Source organism: Mucilaginibacter endophyticus (genome assembly GCF_003351025.1).
Lineage (GTDB): Bacteria > Bacteroidota > Bacteroidia > Sphingobacteriales > Sphingobacteriaceae > Mucilaginibacter > Mucilaginibacter endophyticus.
In genome coordinates this window covers 315,919-332,291 of record NZ_QPCG01000005.1, presented here as the reverse complement: position 1 = coordinate 332,291, position 16,373 = coordinate 315,919, and the positions used below count along the sequence as shown (strand labels likewise).

Here is a 16,373-nt window from a genome sequence, read left to right as displayed (position 1 = left end):
ACCACATTTAACAGCGCCCCGTCAGCAGCCTCATTTTATCAGTTTGTAACTACCGAACTTGTTGGCGCCTCATCGGCATGCGAAAACGAACGTGTAAAACCGGCCTTATAGTATGACAGCTTATCTGTTCGGTTTTGTGCTTTTAAACTCTGATACATCCCCAGCATCGACCAGCCGTTACCCGGGTTACGTTCCAGGTCTTCGCGGTAAATCTGTTCGGCCTGCGGGTTATAATCTGTTTTAAGGAGATAAGCCCCCATAAATTGCCGTGCCGGAAGTGGCCATTCGGCAGGTTCAGAATAGATCATGTTATCTTCAACGGCAATTGCTTTTTTAAACGCGGCCATACCGTCATCAAACTTATTGCGGCCAAGCAAAATGGCACCATCCAGTATATTTTCGGCAACGGTTGCACCATCCAATGCAGTATTAAAAGGGATGTGCCGCTGTTTCAGGGAAGGTTCATCTAACCGGCTGCGCAATAATGCCAACTGGGCAACTGCCGAATCCTGTTTGCCCGTATAAAGAAAAGCCAATCCACGCGAAAAATGGTACAGCACACGTGCATAGGCCCACTGGGTGTTGGGGCCGATGCTATCGTTCAGCAACTCATGCCATTTGCCAAGGCGCACCATGGTAATCACGGGCATCATATAAAGATATTGCGCGTAAGTATCCCCGGCCGAAGGTTTTACCGCATTGCGGCAGCGTTGTGCAGCTTCCATCCCACGCCCGTACATGGCTCCGTTAAAGGCGCAAAGCGTTTCAACCGCGTAAAAGTGCGAGTTGATTTTTGTAAGCTTTAAATTTTTCTCCATATCCGAATACACAACAATACATTTGGCAGCTTTTTCATTGGCATCTACCCCCTGAAAATACAAGCCATTACGCTGGTATACATGACTCGACATATGTACCATATGCCCAATACCCGGGAACAACTTTTTTAAAGCCCCCGCATTGGCCAGCGCCACGCCCGGATTACGCGAAGCCTCGGTCAGGTGGATATAATAATGCAGTGCCGCCGGATGATCCGGATTGGTAGCCAAAACGCCTTTGCACAGCGTAACCAGTTCAGACGTCCATGGTTTGTCGGTACCATCGGGCGCCCAAAAATCCCAGGGATGAATAAGCATTACAGCATCAATGTATAGCATTTTAAGGTCGGCATCGGCTTGGTAAGTCTGCATCAGTTTTTTCATACCCTGGGCATAGGCTTCGTTATCGCTGGCTTTGGTACCAGCCTCCGGATAGCGCTGGTTCATCACCGCAATTAGCGCTTTTTCCTTTTCGGGAGCATTCCCGGCGGTGGCATTCATTTGCTTTAAAACAGCCGGTAAGCCCGAAGGTGCAACATAAGGACCACCGGCATTATAATACGGGCCCAGGCTTAAGGCCTGTCCCCAATACGTCATAGCAGCCGAAGGATCAAAGCGCGATGCCTCTTTGAATGAAGCAAAGGCCTCTTTCACGTGGTAACTATAGTACATGGTTAAACCCTGGTTAAAGTAAAACCGGGCACTATCGTTATTGGTGGTTATAGCGTAGCTATGATGTCCCCATCCGGGCAGGCGTTGGATAAATTTGCCGTTCCTGGTTGTATCCACCTCTCCCATTATACCCGATCCACACATCACCGGTGTTGAGGATTTTATGACACGCGGCACCACCGTCCTTTTACCCTGAAACGCGAACAAATACGTAGCAAATAACACTACAGGAAACACGAATAACAGCGATACCTTTTTCATCTTCGGTTATTTTAAATGATAAATGAGGAACCGGGAGGCTATAATTGATTGGTTAAGAAAACTTACTCTAATATAAGGTAATATGGGGAGATTTAGATGAGGGAAATATTTGGATTGAAGGTAATGTTTGTAAATTACAGAGGCTATTTATAACAAGTAACACAATAGCAAATAAGTCGGAGGTAATTTTTATTTCAAATGAATCTATTAAAAAGGTTATTCGGCGCTAAAGCGCCTCAACTCGAGGATAGTTATGTAGTAACAATAACCCAAGAAACCATTAGTGTTTATCATCCCCAATGGCTTACACTTACAGGCTCAATCAAATGGGATGACATTCACACAATACTACTGATTAACACAGATGAAGGGCCGTGGCTACCAGACGTATGGCTAACTCTGGTTGGCGATGATAACAGATGCATGATTCCACAAGGCGCCAAAGGCTTTGAAGATATTTATGATATAGTTTCTAAATACGAAGGGTTTAACTTCGAAAATGCCGCAAAATCTATGTCGTGCACAGACAACGCCGAATTCATGCTGTGGTCGAAAAGAGAGCTTCAAAAAACTTAAAACTTTCTATTTACAATTTAGCACAATGCCCACAAACGAGAAGGCTTGCGGTAGCAATGGGCTCGAGAGGTCTGTATGCGCGATGTTCTTAAATTAACAAAACCCTATTACTATTCCCTTAAAGCAGTTTTCTGTTCATCGGCTCTGTGTTCCTTTTTTAAAAATCTCATCTCAAAATTTTTCAAATTTTTGATCCTAAATAACTCCAAAAAAACCCAATACAACATTAAGCCAATGATGGATGACGCAAAGATCCACACCAGCCTATTTCCATTCCGGCTCTCGAACGGTTCGTAAACCGGCGAAAGCATGGTTTGCTCACCTTCTGCAACATCATTGCGTGAATTTATAGCTGCCTGGTAATTGGCAACATCGCCATCATCGGATAAACGGGTAAGGTATGTAAATTTGGTTAAAGGTTCATCCTTAAAAGTAGCATCGCATTTCCTGGCAAAAAAGGCAAATTCTTCCTTCTTTTCGGCCACAGTTAAATTGTTACTAACAGTTTTATGGTACTTGAGCACAAACCAGGCGGCGGGCGCTATTTTAATAACGGCAGGCTGCCTTTTAAACTTATATCTCCAGGTTACCACGGCTAATGCACCGTACTTACCAGAATCGCCGTATCTGGGCATTACCATGGAAGGATTGACATAACGCATTATCCGTACCGAATCGGCAGGTAATTTTTTTAGCACTTGCATGTTACGCAGTGTATCATTAATGATCACCAGCGCTTTCGGGTTTCTGTTGCGCATGGCGGCTATGCGATTGGTATCAGGATAAATACGGTCAAAAACAGGCACCGCTGTATAGGCATCCATATTAAAGTCCACATTGTTTTTACCGCCAACTGAAAATATCACTTTAATGTGCGCCATATTTTTGTTAGGATACATCTGCCTGACAGTATAATACTTAGTAGGCGGCAAATAGTGTACTTCGCTCATGCTGTCCAGTCGGGTAAGCCTACCGGTAGCCGATTCAAGATAATTTTGAGCAATACAAATAGGGACAGCAAATGTAAAACCACCTACCATTAATAAAAGCACTATAGGATCGCGGCTTGTTGCTTTATAGGCCTTTAATTGTCTCAATTTAGGAAAAAGCAAAAGCTGAGGCAATACCAGACCTGCAATACCTGGAATAAGAAAATCAGCATCCTTATCCTTCAGCGCAACAACACCATACCTGATAACCAACAGCCAGTGCAAAAAGGTGTAAATTAATATAGTGCTAAAGCCAATAACAATAAAAGGTAAAAAGATATGCTTAAACTTGGCCTCAGACTGACGCATGTAAAGTTCAGGTGCTAATAAATAAGTCTTAAATATACCGAACAAAGAAGTTCAAACAAAAAATTTATATCCTACGCCGCACCACCACCTCCACCGGTCGAAGTTTAGCGATAGCGTAACTTCGTCCTAAAATAAGTTAAGCTTTCAACTTAACCAGCCTTGCGTCATTGGCTATTTACTGACACCGTCCTGTCAGTGTTCAATTTTCAAAAAATAGGATGTTCAACTTTTGGGGAAGTAATTTCATAACAGGCTGACCATCAATTCCATCACGTTCAAAACGGCAAATAAACGCTTTTATACATTTTATAAACTACTGATTATCAACAACAATAAAAATCAAAAAACAACAAGTGTTCACACTTTAAAAAATTGAACACCTGATAATCAATCCGAAATCCAACATCCGAATTCCCAAATCAAAATTATTCCATCATCAACCTGCGGATCAACTCCGCACTTTGGGCTTTCCCCTCTTCAAGCCGGTGGCTGAAAAAAGCCTGGGTATCATTAAAGTGTTTTTTATAACCCTCCATATCGCCATACCCAATAATGGCCGACCATTCCCTCACCGCCGAATGGAATTCCAGATCATCGCCACGGATGGTTTTATCATACAGGGCTGTTTCCAACGATTCTTCCAGCAGTTCTTCATTCTTAAAAAGGTATTCGGCAATACCTAAACGCAGGCGGAAAGGCGGGGTTTGGCAAATGAGATTATCATACGGGTTAACGCCGAGGTGGTACCAGGCATCAACCATGCTCAGGATACTCAGGTGCGAGTTTGGCTTTTGATGATCGGCATGCTGTGAGAGCGAAAACTCTTTCATCACCGTATCATTAAGCATAATAGGTTTACGGCTTTCGTGGAAAACAAAGTCGCGCGCACGGTAAAGACGCTGCTTAAACGCGTCGGCTTCCTCTTTGATCATCAGCTTAAACAATTCCGATTCCGATTCGGCATAACGTTTCACCTGCTGACGGGCATAAGGGTTAAGAATAGCCAACCCGGCGTAAACGTGTGCCTTGTAGCTGAATATACGCAGGGTGGTCAGGATCTTGACATTATCAATACCACCTATATATGAGGCATTTTCCCAGGGAAAAAATCCGGCAGATTTCCAGGCTGTGCCCATGCTTTCAAAACCAACATGGGTTACCGCCTGCGTATCGGCAACGATACGGTCGTGCTCGTGGTAATCAGCAATTTCAACTATGTTGCTGCCAATAGCCGTAAACAAATCATACATCCGTTGGTAAGCATCGGGTGTTGAGCGGTGCGGGATCAGAATCAGCGTTTGCCCCGCGGGTTCAAAACCGGGGCCGTGCATACCATGAAAAGTAACTATCTGGGCGTCGGCAGGCAGGTGTTTTTCAAAGGTGGCAATCTCAGGGTGTTTAACCGAAGTTTGCCCGGCTACAATGGCGCCGTACTTGGTTGAAGGGCCAAATTCGGCCACTACACGCTCCATACTTTCGGCCTCAACCGAATAGATAATCAGGTCGTTGATCCGCGCCACATCGCTGCCATGATCCATAACAGTAATGCCAAAAGGCGCGAGTTCTGCTTCAAGTTTTTCGCGGTTGGCGGGCAGGTCGCAGCCCGAAACTGTGTAACCTGCTTTGGCGAAAGCCTTCGCGTACAGACGGCCCATATCGCCCAAACCAATAATACCTATATTCATGCCGCTAATATAACTATGAGTAGGTTAATTACGTACGAAAGCTTATTTTAGCCTCAAAATAGCAGTATGTATATAATAAAAACCGTATATATCCTGTTTTGTTAATAGCATATACCTAATTTTACACTTGATGAACAAGCATTTACTACTTACGATAACGGTTTTAATAGCGATGATAACGGGCAGTGTTACAGCAACCTTTGCTCAGGACACTACTGCCAAAAAGAAGCCCGCTACTTTAAAGCCTAATGCTATTCCGCCCATTGTAAAATCGAGCCCGGCAGCACTTAAAAACCCGGCAGTAACGCCCCCGGCACCTGCTAAGCCAACTTATTACGCACAGCCAAGGGCAACAGCTGCCGACTCGGCCCTGCAAAAAGATAAAAGCCTCAACGGGCAGTATCAATACCTGCTCAGCAAATTATACCACTATCAGCAGCCGCTGGTTGCCGCCCTGTGGAAAAACATGAAAGATACCCTTAACACCGAGCGTCGCCAGCTTAAAGAAGCAAAAGCCAGTCTTGCCGAACAGGGTAAAAATGTTGAAAGCCTTAAATCTGATGCCAATAATAAAGAGCAGGCCCTCAACGAATCAAATGCTAAGCGCGATGAGATCAGCTTGCTGGGTATTCCGTTTACCAAGGCAACCTACAACCTGGTGATGTGGGGACTGGTAATTGTTTTTGGTGTTGTTGCCGTTATAGTGATAGCCCGCTCAGGTGCTCACAGCCGCGAAGCCAAATACCGCATCAAACTTTACGAAGAGCTTGACGAAGAATACAAAGCTTTCAAGGCCAAAGCCAACGAAAAAGAAAAGAAACTTGCCCGCGAACTCCAAACCGAACGCAACAAACTTGACGAGCTTTTAGGCAGAGGATAGTTTGATTTCGGAATTATACACCCATGTCATTGCGTAGCGTGGCAATCGCGAACTGCACAGAGTTGCTCTGCATCCGTGCGATTGCTTCGTCGTTCCTCCTCACAATCACATAATTTGATCATACTTTATGCCCAACACCAATCTACTTTCCCTCATAACCCAACTACGTTCTGTTGCTGATACCGGCCTGTTGTACGCCAAAAACGAATATGATATTGAACGCTACCAGGAACTGCAGCACCTAAGCACTAAAATGTTTGAGGAGGTTAGCGGCTACGGCACCGAAACCATTAACCTGTTGTTTCCACAAGCTGCAGATTACCCTACCGCCAAAGTTGATTTAAGGGGAATCCTGCTTTCGCCGGATAATAAGATTCTGCTGGCCCGTGAAAGTGGTGATGGCAAATGGTCGTTGCCAGGTGGCTGGGGCGATATTGGCTATACGCCCAAAGAAACCATTATCAAAGAGTTTTGGGAAGAAACCGGTCTGCAGGTAACTGCCGACAGGTTACTGGCTGTATTTGATAAAAAAATGCACCCGCACCCGCCACAGCCTTTTTATGTATATAAAATGGTATTTTACTGCAAAGCTGTTACTACGGAGATCAATAAAGGTTTTGATGTGCTGGATGTGCAGTATTTTGATATCGATAACCTGCCCCCACTATCAGAAGACCGTATCCTGAAAAGCCAGATCGAACTGCTTTATCAAAAGATCATCAATAATGATATCAGCGTCTGGGCTGATTGATTAAGCCATTAACAAAAAGCGTCATTGCTTCGTTACAGCAATGACGCTTTCTTATTTTTAACCTTTTTTAAAAGCCATCCATCCAAAAACTATTCTTTCAAATCGGGCAAAGTACGTTTATCGGCAGGTAAAGCCTGGTATTTCTTGTACGAATCGTTGATGTAAACCGCCAACGACGGGCCATTGTTGTTTTTGATGAACGCGTATGATGGCCTGTACAGGGTCATGAAATTCTCCAGTTCCTGACCGCGCAGCGGGATAATGCTTTGCACATAGTTCATGGTGAATACTTCGTCAACATGGCGTTCTTCTTCTTCGTGCTTAAAATATTTTTTCAAACGGCGGGCATCCTTGGCTTCCTTGCTAAACCACGAGGTAGGTGAAAGCGGATAAACTTTGGCGCGGGTGTATACTTCAGGATATTCTTTATGGGCATCAAATGCTTCACGTTTGGCGCTGATGTTAACCTGCCTCAATGCGATGGTCTGGGCAACCAGTTCTATTTTCTTGTTGGTAAAATCGGTAACGTATAAGGTATCTGATACATACCCGGGAGAGCTGAAAACAAGCGTATGGCCGGTTTCGGTACGGATGCTGAAATTACCTTTACTATCGGTAAGCGTCATTTGCCTGTTTTGATTGTCGCGCACAAAAACATCACCCAGTTTGTTGTTTTTACCCGATTCAACAACGGTGCCTTTTACAGTGGTCTGGGCATTTACAGTACAGGCTAAAAATAGTAATGCAGATAATATAAGGTATTGGTATTTCATAGTAGATTATTTGTGCTGTAAATTAAACTTATTTTTTGTTCCAAAGGTTTTCAATTTAACACTTTTTCCCCCCCGCCTTGCCTTAAATGACAAAAACCTGAATCACCGCTACAATATGGTACAAAAAAAACGCTCCATCAAATTGATGGAGCGGATGGCAATTCATTATTGTTGTATTATGTCCCGGTATCTTTTTACTCAGGATTTAGGTTAATATCGGTTTACTTTAAAATCAGAGATACCGCCACTCATGTGTATCAGGATCCTGTTTTTAGCGGCATCAAAGCCATCGGTTTCGTAGTCGTTATCACTCTTTTTACTAAAGCCCGCAAACTCATTTGATGAGAGGCCGGTATTGGATGTGATACGGCAGGCAGCGTCTTTCGGAACGCTTATAATAACCTCAGATGCACCGGTTGAAACCTCTACATTTGTGCTTCCAACAGGGGCTCCGAGCTTCACATCAAATGATGCTGCTCCGCCCTTTAAAGATAAGGTTTTTATTTTGAATTTTGAAAGATCAAAATTTAAATCTGTCGCGCCCGTAGTTACATCAATATCCCACACCGGATTTGTGTTTAATTTGATGTCGGCTTTATTGTTTTTACGGTCGTTTGAGTCAAAATGAAAACCTTTATTATTCTTCAGATTAAGGTTAAGCACATACACCGAATCATCTTTACTGTGGTTAAAAGTGTATTTACCATAAAGCTCCTGCGTTTGGGCACTGAATAAATCGGCAGTACTGTCGGCTAAATTGTATATGGTTCCGCCACCGCTGATATTAAGGCGGGCATGTTTAATATCGGCCGAGTACGATTCCCTAAAAGTTTTATCGCCGCCAATTTTTACTACACCCTGGTCGGTATTTGTGGTATCGCTGTCATCACTGTCGTTATCATCATTATAATCGTCGCTGTGAAAGGTCCAGGCGTTTGGCCAAAAGTGGTAGCGTTTACCAAAGTTGCCAAATACCAGCAGGGCAAAGCAGCCAATTACTACTGCAAGTTTCAGGATGGTAGCCAGTGGCGACCGGTTGCCGGCAAACACCAGGCTGATACCGCCCATAATTAAAAATATAGGCCACAGGTACAGGATGTTCATCCAGTCGAAATTTATTACGTGGAAGTTATCCAGCAGGAATACTACTCCCAACAACACCAGGATAGCGCCTGGCACAAGTTTATCGCTTTTCATAATATTATATAGTTGGAGGTGTATCTTTAGTTTCTGTCTCGTCTTTAGTAGGTTCTGCCTCTGGAACATCAGTTACCTCGTTAGCATGCCAGTTTTGTTTTTCCCAGGGCTGTTTCTTTGCTCCGGAAACAATAAGTGCTATGCCGGCACCTACCAGCATTACAGGCCAAAGGTTTTCAAAATCCCAATCGGGCATCAGGTCAAGCTCGTTAAGCAGGAACACCGAACCCAAAAGGATCATGGCCACGCCAAATATCAGCCCCACTGTTGAAGCCTGTTTTTTAGGCGGATTTACAAATGGCGGAGGATTAAAAGGCTGGCCGCCAAATTTAGGATCATTCATAAAAGGGTTATCCTGTGGTGGCACCCTATAGTCAACACCCGGTGTAAAATTGTAGCCCTTTTTTGGCAGCACTATCCACAATACTATATATATAGGTAAGCTGAAGCCTTTTAAAATAAGCGTTACTAAAAATATCGCCCTGATAACTGCCACATCCGTGCCGAAATGCTCGGCAAGGCCCGCGCAAACACCGCCTATTACCTTTCGGTGTTCATCGCGATGAAGTTTCTTTTCCATAATTTATGTTCGTTTATGTTTAAAGTTGATTTATCATAACTGGCCCGGCGCAGGTTTGATGATGATTTCGTCGACATTGGCTCCGGGGCTCATTCTGTAAATATTGATGATTGCCGACGCTATGTCTTCGGGCAGCACCATGGTATCTTTATCCACCACCGCGTCTTTCCATGAATCCGTTAACGTTGATCCGGGTATTACGGCAGTAACTTTTACACCATGCTCCTGCATCTCGAGCCTCATTACTCTTGTTAGACCTAACAGCGCATATTTTGTTACAGTATAACTGCCCGCTTGTGGAACAGGATTTATAGCTGCTACCGAACATATATTAAAGAAGTGTCCTTTATTTGCTTTTGCCATGGTTCTGCCAAAATAGCGGTACAGTTCATAGGCAGGCATTAAGTTAGTATTCATTTGGATCTGGAGGGTATCTTCTTTATCATCCAATATACTTGAAGGGATATACGTTCCCAGGTTATTAACCACAACGTCAATAAAACCGAACTCAGCCTCGGCGGCCGCGGCAAATCTGAACAATTCGGCTTTTTTGCTGCCATCGGCTTTCATAGCAAAAACCTTCACTCCCGGATCAATTTGTTCCAACTCATCTTTAAAAGTTAATAATTCTTGCTCATTCCGCGAACAAATTGCCACGTTTAATCCTTCATTAGCAAAAGCAATTGCGATTGAGCGGCCCATGCCTTTAGTTGAACCGGTGATGAGTACGTTTTTCATATTGTTTAAATTAATTTTTATAGTTACTGAAGCTTTATGCCCGCAATTTACGTAAGCAGAATAATTGAAGCGCTTATAAAATTGAATTTAAATGACTTGTTTTAACACCTGACCATTTAGGCTTAAAGGTAAAAAGCGTATTTTTAACCGATTTTTTATACATCTGCATGTTTCATAGCTTAGGAAAATATATACTTTTACTGCGTTTAAGTTTCAGGAAACCCGAAAAATTCAGTGTATACTGGGCCGAGATCATGCGAGAGATGGTTTCGGTGGGTATTGGCTCGCTGGGCATTGTTGCTATCATTTCGCTTTTTATTGGCGCGGTAGCTACCATCCAGACCGCCTTCCAGCTTATCAGCGATTTTATCCCGAAAACAGTAGTAGGCGGCATTACCCGCGATTCAACTATACTGGAATTTAGTCCAACTATATCGGCGCTGGTACTGGCCGGCCGTGTAGGTTCGGCCATGGCATCGCAAATTGGTACCATGCGCGTTACCGAACAGATAGACGCGCTGGAGATCATGGGCGTAAATGCGCCGGGATATTTGATATCACCCAAAATTATTGCAGGGGTTACCATGATCCCTTTGCTGGTTATCGTATCTGTAGGATTAGGATTAACCGGTGGCTATATTGCCTGCTGGGCATCAAATGATGTATCAACCAATGATTACCTCAGAGGGCTTACTGATGGATTTAACCCTGTAATAGCAACGGTTTGTGCCGTTAAAGCGATATCTTTTGGTTTTGTGATTACATCAATATGCTCATATCAGGGCTTTTATGTTAACGGCGGATCACTTGAGGTTGGCCAATCAGCAACGCGCGGGGTTGTGTGGAGCTGTATCATGATCCTATTCTGTGACCTTATCATTTCACGCCTGTTACTATGATCGAAATACAAGACGTATATAAAACCTTCGGTGAAAACGAAGTTCTGAAGGGCATAACTGCAACTTTCCAGCCTGGAAAAAACAATCTGATCATCGGCGGTTCCGGTTCCGGTAAAACCACTTTACTTAAGTGTATAGTAGGCCTGCATGAACCAACTAAGGGAGAGGTGATTTTTGATGGCGAAAATTTCACCAATATGAATTTCGAGCAACGTGTCCCTATCCGCACCCAGATAGGTATGCTTTTTCAAAACTCGGCCCTTTTTGACTCCATGACCGTTGAGCAAAACATCATGTTTCCGCTTAACCTGTTTACAGATCAATCAAAAAGCGAAAAACTTGACCGTGCCAACTTTTGCCTGGAGAGGGTTAATCTTACAGGCAAAAATAAATTATATCCTTCCGAATTATCTGGCGGTATGAAAAAGCGTGTTGGTATTGCCCGCGCCATTTCCATGCAGCCTAAATATTTATTTGTTGATGAGCCTAACTCAGGCCTTGACCCTGTAACTTCTATCCTGATAGATGAACTGATCTCCGAACTTACGCAGGAATACAGCATTACAACCGTAGTGGTAACCCACGATATGAACTCGGTAATGGGTATTGGTGATCATATTATTTTCCTGCACCAGGGCAAAAAGTGGTGGGAAGGATCAAATAAAGAAATAGCTAAAACCGATAACAAAGAACTTAACAACTTTGTATTTGCCAGTCCGTTCATGAGGGCAGCGAAGGCCTCTTTATAGTTGGCAGTTTTCAGTGGCAGTAAGCAGCATGTGCAGAGTTATCTGCATGTATTTATAATAACTATATTTGCAACCAATTTATTGACTGGGGCGTGCAAACTGCCAACAGCATACTGCAAACTGAATAAGAATGATCCAACTACTTACCCCAACGCACTGGAAAGATTACGAACTGATTGATTGCGGCGATTTTGAAAAGCTGGAACGCTTTGGGAACACCATATTAATCCGCCCGGAACCACAGGCGGTGTGGAACAAAACCCTGCCCGCTTCTGAGTGGCAGCGCTTACATCATATTAAATTTAAAGGCCGTTCGGCAACTACCGGCGAGTGGGTAAAAAAAGATCTTAAAACTCCCGACCGCTGGCATATCGAATACAAAAACAAAGAAGCGGCTATTAAATTCAGACTGGGGCTTACCTCATTTAAACACGTTGGCATTTTCCCCGAACAAGCTGTGAACTGGGATTATATCAGCCAAAATGTAAAACGCTTTAAAACTCCCGAGCCCAAAGTACTTAACCTGTTTGCCTACACTGGCGGTGCTTCCTTAATTGCAAGGGCGGCAGGTGCCGATACTACCCACGTTGATTCGATAAAACAAGTGGTAACCTGGGCCAACGAAAACCAAGAAATTTCGGGGCTTAAAGATATACGCTGGGTAGTTGAAGATGCTTTGAAGTTTGTCAAACGCGAATTGAAACGCGGTAAAAAATATAACGGAATCATCCTTGATCCGCCGGCTTATGGCAACGGACCTAACGGCGAAAAATGGAAACTGGAAGATAATATCACCGAGATGATGCGTGACGTAACCCAACTGCTCGACCCTGAAGAGCACTTCCTGATCCTGAATACTTACTCACTTGGCTTCTCATCTGTAATAGTTGAAAACCTCATTAAAAGCTCGTTCCCGCAGGTACAAAACCTCGAAATTGGCGAGCTTTACCTGCAGGCCACAGCCGGACCAAAGCTGCCTTTAGGCGTTTTTGGAAAGTTTCATAAAATTAAAAGTAATTAATTTCCAATATCTATCTTTGGCCGCAACCGAACCAACACAATTGCTGCTATATAAGTGGCTGGAAATTAATTTAATTAAATAAGCCTCACATACACCTGCATTATATTGAACGTTAAAAAAATGAAATTAAAAACGCTTGTACTATCCGCTACATTTGTGGCGTCGGCAGCTTTGCTTTTAAACAGCTGCTCACAAAATGGCAACAGTGCCAAAACAGACGGTAAAAAAACCGCCGCTGCAGTTAAAGGTGATTCGGCCCAGGCCGAGGCAGCAGATACCTTAAGCGTTAAAAAATCTACCTACCCTCCTATCGATAAAAAACTGTACGATTCGTTGATGAAATTCAACGCCCATGGTGATACAAGCGGCAGGTGGCCTGTTAAAAATACGCCTTATCCAATAGGTGGTGCTATTTTGCCATTTAAGCGTGTAGTTGCTTTTTATGGTAACCTTTATTCAAAGAAGATGGGTATTTTGGGCGAATTACCGCCAAACGAAATGCTTGCCAAATTGAAAGGTGAAGTAAAACATTGGGAAAAAGCCGATCCTAAAACGCCTGTTCAACCAGCGTTGCATTATATTGCAGTAGTTGCCCAGGGCGATGGCGGTAAAGACGGAAAGTTCCGTTACCGTATGCCATTTAAACAAATTGACAGTGTGTTGGTGTTGGCTAAAAAAGCTCATGCTATCGTTTTCTTAGACGTTCAGGTTGCGTTAAGCAACATCCGTGCTGAGTTGCCATTGCTTGAAAAATACCTTGAGTTACCACAGGTACACTTCGGTATGGACCCTGAGTTTTCAATGAAAGACGGTACCCACCCGGGCAGAAAGATAGGCACCTATGATGCAGATGATATCAACTATGTATCAGACTACCTTACCAAAATTGTTAAGAAAAACGGCTTACCGCCAAAGATCCTTATCGTTCACCGCTTTACCAAAAAGATGGTTACTAACTATAAAAACATTAAGTTACATCCTGAAATTCAGCTGGTAATGGATATGGACGGTTGGGGCGAACCTGATTTGAAAACCGGCACTTACCGTTACTTCATTAACCAGGAGCCAGTTCAGTTTACAGGCTTTAAATTGTTTTATAAAAATGATATCAAAAAAGCTCCTCATCATATGTTAACACCAGAGGAGGTTTTATCAAGATACAAACCATACCCGATTTATATCCAATATCAATAAATCGGAAGCCTTAAGTTCTAAGTCGAGAGTCTTAAGTCTAAAAGTCCTGAGTAGGTAATAAAACATTATTTACTCGGGACTTTTGCATTTAAAGCTATATTTTCGATAATTAACTAAAAAGACGTCATTACGAGGCACGAAGCAATCGCGAACTGTACAAGGCGGCCCTGCTAACCAGGGATTGCTTCGTTCATCGCAATGACGATCATAAATAGACTTCAGACTTAGAACTATGATAAAATGGGGCATTATAGGTTGCGGGCGTATAGCGCACAGGTTTATGCAGGGCTTTGCAGCTGTTCCGGATGTGGAACTTGTGGCTTCTTATTCGCGCAGGCCCGAAACCGTTGATGCCTTTGTTGCGCAATATGGTGGCATTGCTTGCCGAAGTGTTGAAGAATTGCTTGCAAGCGATATCAACGCTGTTTATATAGCTACACTTCCCGACAGTCATTCCGCTTACAGTATCGCAGCCCTTAAAGCAGGCAAGCATGTGCTTTGCGAGAAACCGGTAACCGTTAACCTTACCGAACTGGATGAGGTGCTTGCTGTTGCCCGGCAAACCCGCTTGCTTTTTATGGAAGGAATGAAACCTCCATTTTACCCGCTGTATGGCAAGCTGAAGGAATACCTGGCTAATGATCCCATCGGACCAGTAGGATATGTTCGCGCTGGATCAGCCGTGGCCGATTGCCCACCCGATCATCCAAATTATAACCTCGAACTTGTTGGCGGCAGCCTGATGGGAATCGCTATTTATGAAGCTTTTTTAGCACTCGACTGGCTCGGCCCCATGCAGGATATCCAAACCATGGGCAGGTTTGGCGAAACCGGAATTGATATGTTTGCCATTTTCCAAACACTGCACCAAAACGGATACGCGCAATTATACTGTGGCTTTGATATGCACGGCAAAGGCGACGCGTTAATAGTGGGCACACTGGGACACATAACCATCCACAAAAACTGGTGGAACCCTGCAAAGGCAACTATCAGCTACCTCGACGGCCGCACGGTACAACTTGATGAGCCATTCACCTCCGGAGGACTTAACTATGAGATCATCCATTTTTGCGAGCTCATTAAACAAGGTAAAACCGAAAGCCAAATACTCCCGCATGAACTATCCCGGCAAATGATAGCCATGATAGATAAGGCCCGGGAGCAAATAGAGTTGAAATACCCGGTGGAGAAATAAATATCTTCAACTCTGTTGTAGTAACAAAAAAAAGGTGTCATGCTGAGCTTGTCGAAGCATGGTGGGTGAGGCCTCTACGCGCAACCCTTCGACAGGCTCAGGGTGACCTCTCACTGGCTCTCACTGGCGCAAGTTTTGTGCGATGGTCTGGGCAGGGCTAACTTGTGCCTTCTTCACCATACAAATATCCGAAATTGAAATTCCGAAATTCGAAATACTACTACAGTTTAGCCGAGTTTAACACTGGGTTTTGGCTGGCGTTTACCTGATATGTGTAGATGGCATTTTGCTCATCCACTTCAACAATGCGGTAACCTTTATAATCAGTACCCCAATCGCCACCAATGTGCGAGTCGAAAAAGTGGGGCAATTTATCAGTGTAGCGCACGCCATCCAGTAAATGATCGTGGCCATGAAATACCGCTTTTACATTAGGATAAGCGTGTAACAACTGGATAGTTTCGGGGCAGTCAACAAATACATCATTCTTAACCCATTTGGTAGGCGGAATGTGCAGCACAACAAAAACGATCTTCTTATCAGTAAATTTATCTAACGATGCTTTAAGGAAGGCATTATTGGGGCAGGTATAGATACCCTTAGTATCAGCTGTGTGAGCCAGAACAAAAGCGATATCACCAAATTCTACCGTGTATTTATCCTCGTAGCCGAAAGCGTTTTTCCAAACTGTAGCATCGGCAAAGTCATGATTACCGGGGATAGTATGATAAGGAACATTCAATTTATCAAGGTATTTGGCTTTGATCTCCGGGAGCAGATCCGGACGATTGTGCACCAGGTCGCCGTTTACGATCACAAAATCCAGGTGGTTTTTGCTATGATCCTCGTTAAGCCATTTAATCATGTTACCGGTATGTAAAGCGAAATCAGTTTCCGGCTGACCGTAGTGGATATCAGATGCCAAAGCAAATCTTAATTTTAGTTTGGCTTTGGTAGCGCGGCTGTACCGGTTATTTTCGGCAGCAAAACTGTTAACGGCAGGTAGAAGACTTAAGGCGGCAACACCTGTTAAGGCAGTGCCAAAAAATTCGCGGCGCGAGGTCATAGGCTATTATTTTATTG

General features: G+C 43.8%; 16 protein-coding genes. 8 read left to right on the top strand and 8 right to left on the bottom strand.

Features of this window, described 5'->3' with window-relative positions:
* Positions 1-38: 38 nt before the first annotated feature.
* Positions 39-1,751 carry a hypothetical protein gene (locus DUL71_RS21530; protein ID WP_208645626.1) on the bottom strand — a complete coding sequence of 571 codons (1,713 nt, stop codon included), beginning with the start codon at positions 1,749-1,751 and terminating at the stop codon, positions 39-41.
* A gap of 198 nt (positions 1,752-1,949) precedes the next feature.
* On the opposite strand from DUL71_RS21530, the gene DUL71_RS21525 reads away from it, so the two are divergent.
* On the top strand, positions 1,950-2,327 hold the full coding sequence (locus DUL71_RS21525; protein ID WP_114940004.1) for a hypothetical protein: 378 nt from the start codon (positions 1,950-1,952) through the stop codon (positions 2,325-2,327).
* 110 nt (positions 2,328-2,437) lie between these two features.
* On the opposite strand, the gene DUL71_RS21520 is transcribed toward DUL71_RS21525, so the two are convergent.
* Positions 2,438-3,625, bottom strand: coding sequence for a hypothetical protein (locus DUL71_RS21520; RefSeq protein WP_114940003.1), 1,188 nt, complete (start codon positions 3,623-3,625; stop codon positions 2,438-2,440).
* Between the two features lie 425 nt (positions 3,626-4,050).
* Complete coding sequence (locus DUL71_RS21515) at positions 4,051-5,310, bottom strand: prephenate dehydrogenase (RefSeq protein WP_112574523.1); 1,260 nt, start codon at positions 5,308-5,310, stop codon at positions 4,051-4,053.
* 130 nt (positions 5,311-5,440) lie between these two features.
* On the opposite strand from DUL71_RS21515, the gene DUL71_RS21510 reads away from it, so the two are divergent.
* Positions 5,441-6,190 carry a hypothetical protein gene (locus DUL71_RS21510; RefSeq protein WP_154402452.1) on the top strand — a complete coding sequence of 250 codons (750 nt, stop codon included), beginning with the start codon at positions 5,441-5,443 and terminating at the stop codon, positions 6,188-6,190.
* A gap of 127 nt (positions 6,191-6,317) precedes the next feature.
* Positions 6,318-6,941 (top strand): NUDIX hydrolase, encoded by a 624-nt coding sequence (locus DUL71_RS21505; RefSeq protein WP_114940001.1) that lies wholly within the window; start codon positions 6,318-6,320, stop codon positions 6,939-6,941.
* Positions 6,942-7,030: 89 nt separating this feature from the next.
* Here DUL71_RS21505 and DUL71_RS21500 read toward each other — a convergent pair whose 3' ends face one another.
* The 4 genes from DUL71_RS21500 to DUL71_RS21485 form a co-directional block, all read right to left on the bottom strand.
* Positions 7,031-7,714, bottom strand: coding sequence for a carboxypeptidase-like regulatory domain-containing protein (locus tag DUL71_RS21500; RefSeq protein ID WP_114940000.1), 684 nt, complete (start codon positions 7,712-7,714; stop codon positions 7,031-7,033).
* Positions 7,715-7,924: 210 nt separating this feature from the next.
* Entirely contained in the window at positions 7,925-8,911 is a 987-nt protein-coding gene (locus tag DUL71_RS21495) for a LiaI-LiaF-like domain-containing protein (protein ID WP_114939999.1), read from the bottom strand.
* A 4-nt stretch (positions 8,912-8,915) separates the two neighbouring features.
* Entirely contained in the window at positions 8,916-9,491 is a 576-nt protein-coding gene (locus DUL71_RS21490; protein WP_114939998.1) for a PspC domain-containing protein, read from the bottom strand.
* Positions 9,492-9,524: 33 nt separating this feature from the next.
* The gene (locus tag DUL71_RS21485) at positions 9,525-10,229 is read right to left on the bottom strand and encodes an SDR family oxidoreductase (protein WP_114939997.1); all 705 of its coding nucleotides are present in this window, start codon (positions 10,227-10,229) and stop codon (positions 9,525-9,527) included.
* Positions 10,230-10,396: 167 nt separating this feature from the next.
* Here DUL71_RS21485 and DUL71_RS21480 point away from each other — a divergent pair, with 167 nt between their 5' ends.
* From DUL71_RS21480 to DUL71_RS21460, 5 genes are all read left to right on the top strand, one after another.
* Positions 10,397-11,128: an MlaE family ABC transporter permease gene (locus DUL71_RS21480; RefSeq protein ID WP_112574530.1), complete on the top strand. Its 732-nt coding sequence runs from the start codon at positions 10,397-10,399 to the stop codon at positions 11,126-11,128.
* Positions 11,125-11,877, top strand: coding sequence for an ABC transporter ATP-binding protein (locus DUL71_RS21475; RefSeq protein WP_114939996.1), 753 nt, complete (start codon positions 11,125-11,127; stop codon positions 11,875-11,877). Before DUL71_RS21480 ends, DUL71_RS21475 begins: the two co-directional genes overlap by 4 nt.
* 130 nt (positions 11,878-12,007) lie before the next feature.
* Entirely contained in the window at positions 12,008-12,898 is an 891-nt protein-coding gene (locus DUL71_RS21470) for a class I SAM-dependent methyltransferase (RefSeq protein WP_114939995.1), read from the top strand.
* A gap of 120 nt (positions 12,899-13,018) precedes the next feature.
* On the top strand, positions 13,019-14,092 hold the full coding sequence (locus tag DUL71_RS21465) for a DUF4148 domain-containing protein (protein ID WP_114940217.1): 1,074 nt from the start codon (positions 13,019-13,021) through the stop codon (positions 14,090-14,092).
* A 232-nt stretch (positions 14,093-14,324) separates the two neighbouring features.
* Positions 14,325-15,290 (top strand): Gfo/Idh/MocA family protein, encoded by a 966-nt coding sequence (locus tag DUL71_RS21460; protein ID WP_114939994.1) that lies wholly within the window; start codon positions 14,325-14,327, stop codon positions 15,288-15,290.
* Positions 15,291-15,510: 220 nt separating this feature from the next.
* On the opposite strand, the gene DUL71_RS21455 is transcribed toward DUL71_RS21460, so the two are convergent.
* On the bottom strand, positions 15,511-16,356 hold the full coding sequence (locus tag DUL71_RS21455; protein WP_114939993.1) for a metallophosphoesterase family protein: 846 nt from the start codon (positions 16,354-16,356) through the stop codon (positions 15,511-15,513).
* Positions 16,357-16,373 lie beyond the last annotated feature (17 nt).

Coding starts and splice junctions, on each gene's coding strand:
- DUL71_RS21530 (WP_208645626.1), bottom strand. CDS start 1,751: ATGAAAAAGGTATCGCTGTTATTCGTGTTTCCTGTAGTGTTATTTGCT.
- DUL71_RS21525 (WP_114940004.1), top strand. CDS start 1,950: ATGAATCTATTAAAAAGGTTATTCGGCGCTAAAGCGCCTCAACTCGAG.
- DUL71_RS21520 (WP_114940003.1), bottom strand. CDS start 3,625: ATGCGTCAGTCTGAGGCCAAGTTTAAGCATATCTTTTTACCTTTTATT.
- DUL71_RS21515 (WP_112574523.1), bottom strand. CDS start 5,310: ATGAATATAGGTATTATTGGTTTGGGCGATATGGGCCGTCTGTACGCG.
- DUL71_RS21510 (WP_154402452.1), top strand. CDS start 5,441: ATGAACAAGCATTTACTACTTACGATAACGGTTTTAATAGCGATGATA.
- DUL71_RS21505 (WP_114940001.1), top strand. CDS start 6,318: ATGCCCAACACCAATCTACTTTCCCTCATAACCCAACTACGTTCTGTT.
- DUL71_RS21500 (WP_114940000.1), bottom strand. CDS start 7,714: ATGAAATACCAATACCTTATATTATCTGCATTACTATTTTTAGCCTGT.
- DUL71_RS21495 (WP_114939999.1), bottom strand. CDS start 8,911: ATGAAAAGCGATAAACTTGTGCCAGGCGCTATCCTGGTGTTGTTGGGA.
- DUL71_RS21490 (WP_114939998.1), bottom strand. CDS start 9,491: ATGGAAAAGAAACTTCATCGCGATGAACACCGAAAGGTAATAGGCGGT.
- DUL71_RS21485 (WP_114939997.1), bottom strand. CDS start 10,229: ATGAAAAACGTACTCATCACCGGTTCAACTAAAGGCATGGGCCGCTCA.
- DUL71_RS21480 (WP_112574530.1), top strand. CDS start 10,397: ATGTTTCATAGCTTAGGAAAATATATACTTTTACTGCGTTTAAGTTTC.
- DUL71_RS21475 (WP_114939996.1), top strand. CDS start 11,125: ATGATCGAAATACAAGACGTATATAAAACCTTCGGTGAAAACGAAGTT.
- DUL71_RS21470 (WP_114939995.1), top strand. CDS start 12,008: ATGATCCAACTACTTACCCCAACGCACTGGAAAGATTACGAACTGATT.
- DUL71_RS21465 (WP_114940217.1), top strand. CDS start 13,019: ATGAAATTAAAAACGCTTGTACTATCCGCTACATTTGTGGCGTCGGCA.
- DUL71_RS21460 (WP_114939994.1), top strand. CDS start 14,325: ATGATAAAATGGGGCATTATAGGTTGCGGGCGTATAGCGCACAGGTTT.
- DUL71_RS21455 (WP_114939993.1), bottom strand. CDS start 16,356: ATGACCTCGCGCCGCGAATTTTTTGGCACTGCCTTAACAGGTGTTGCC.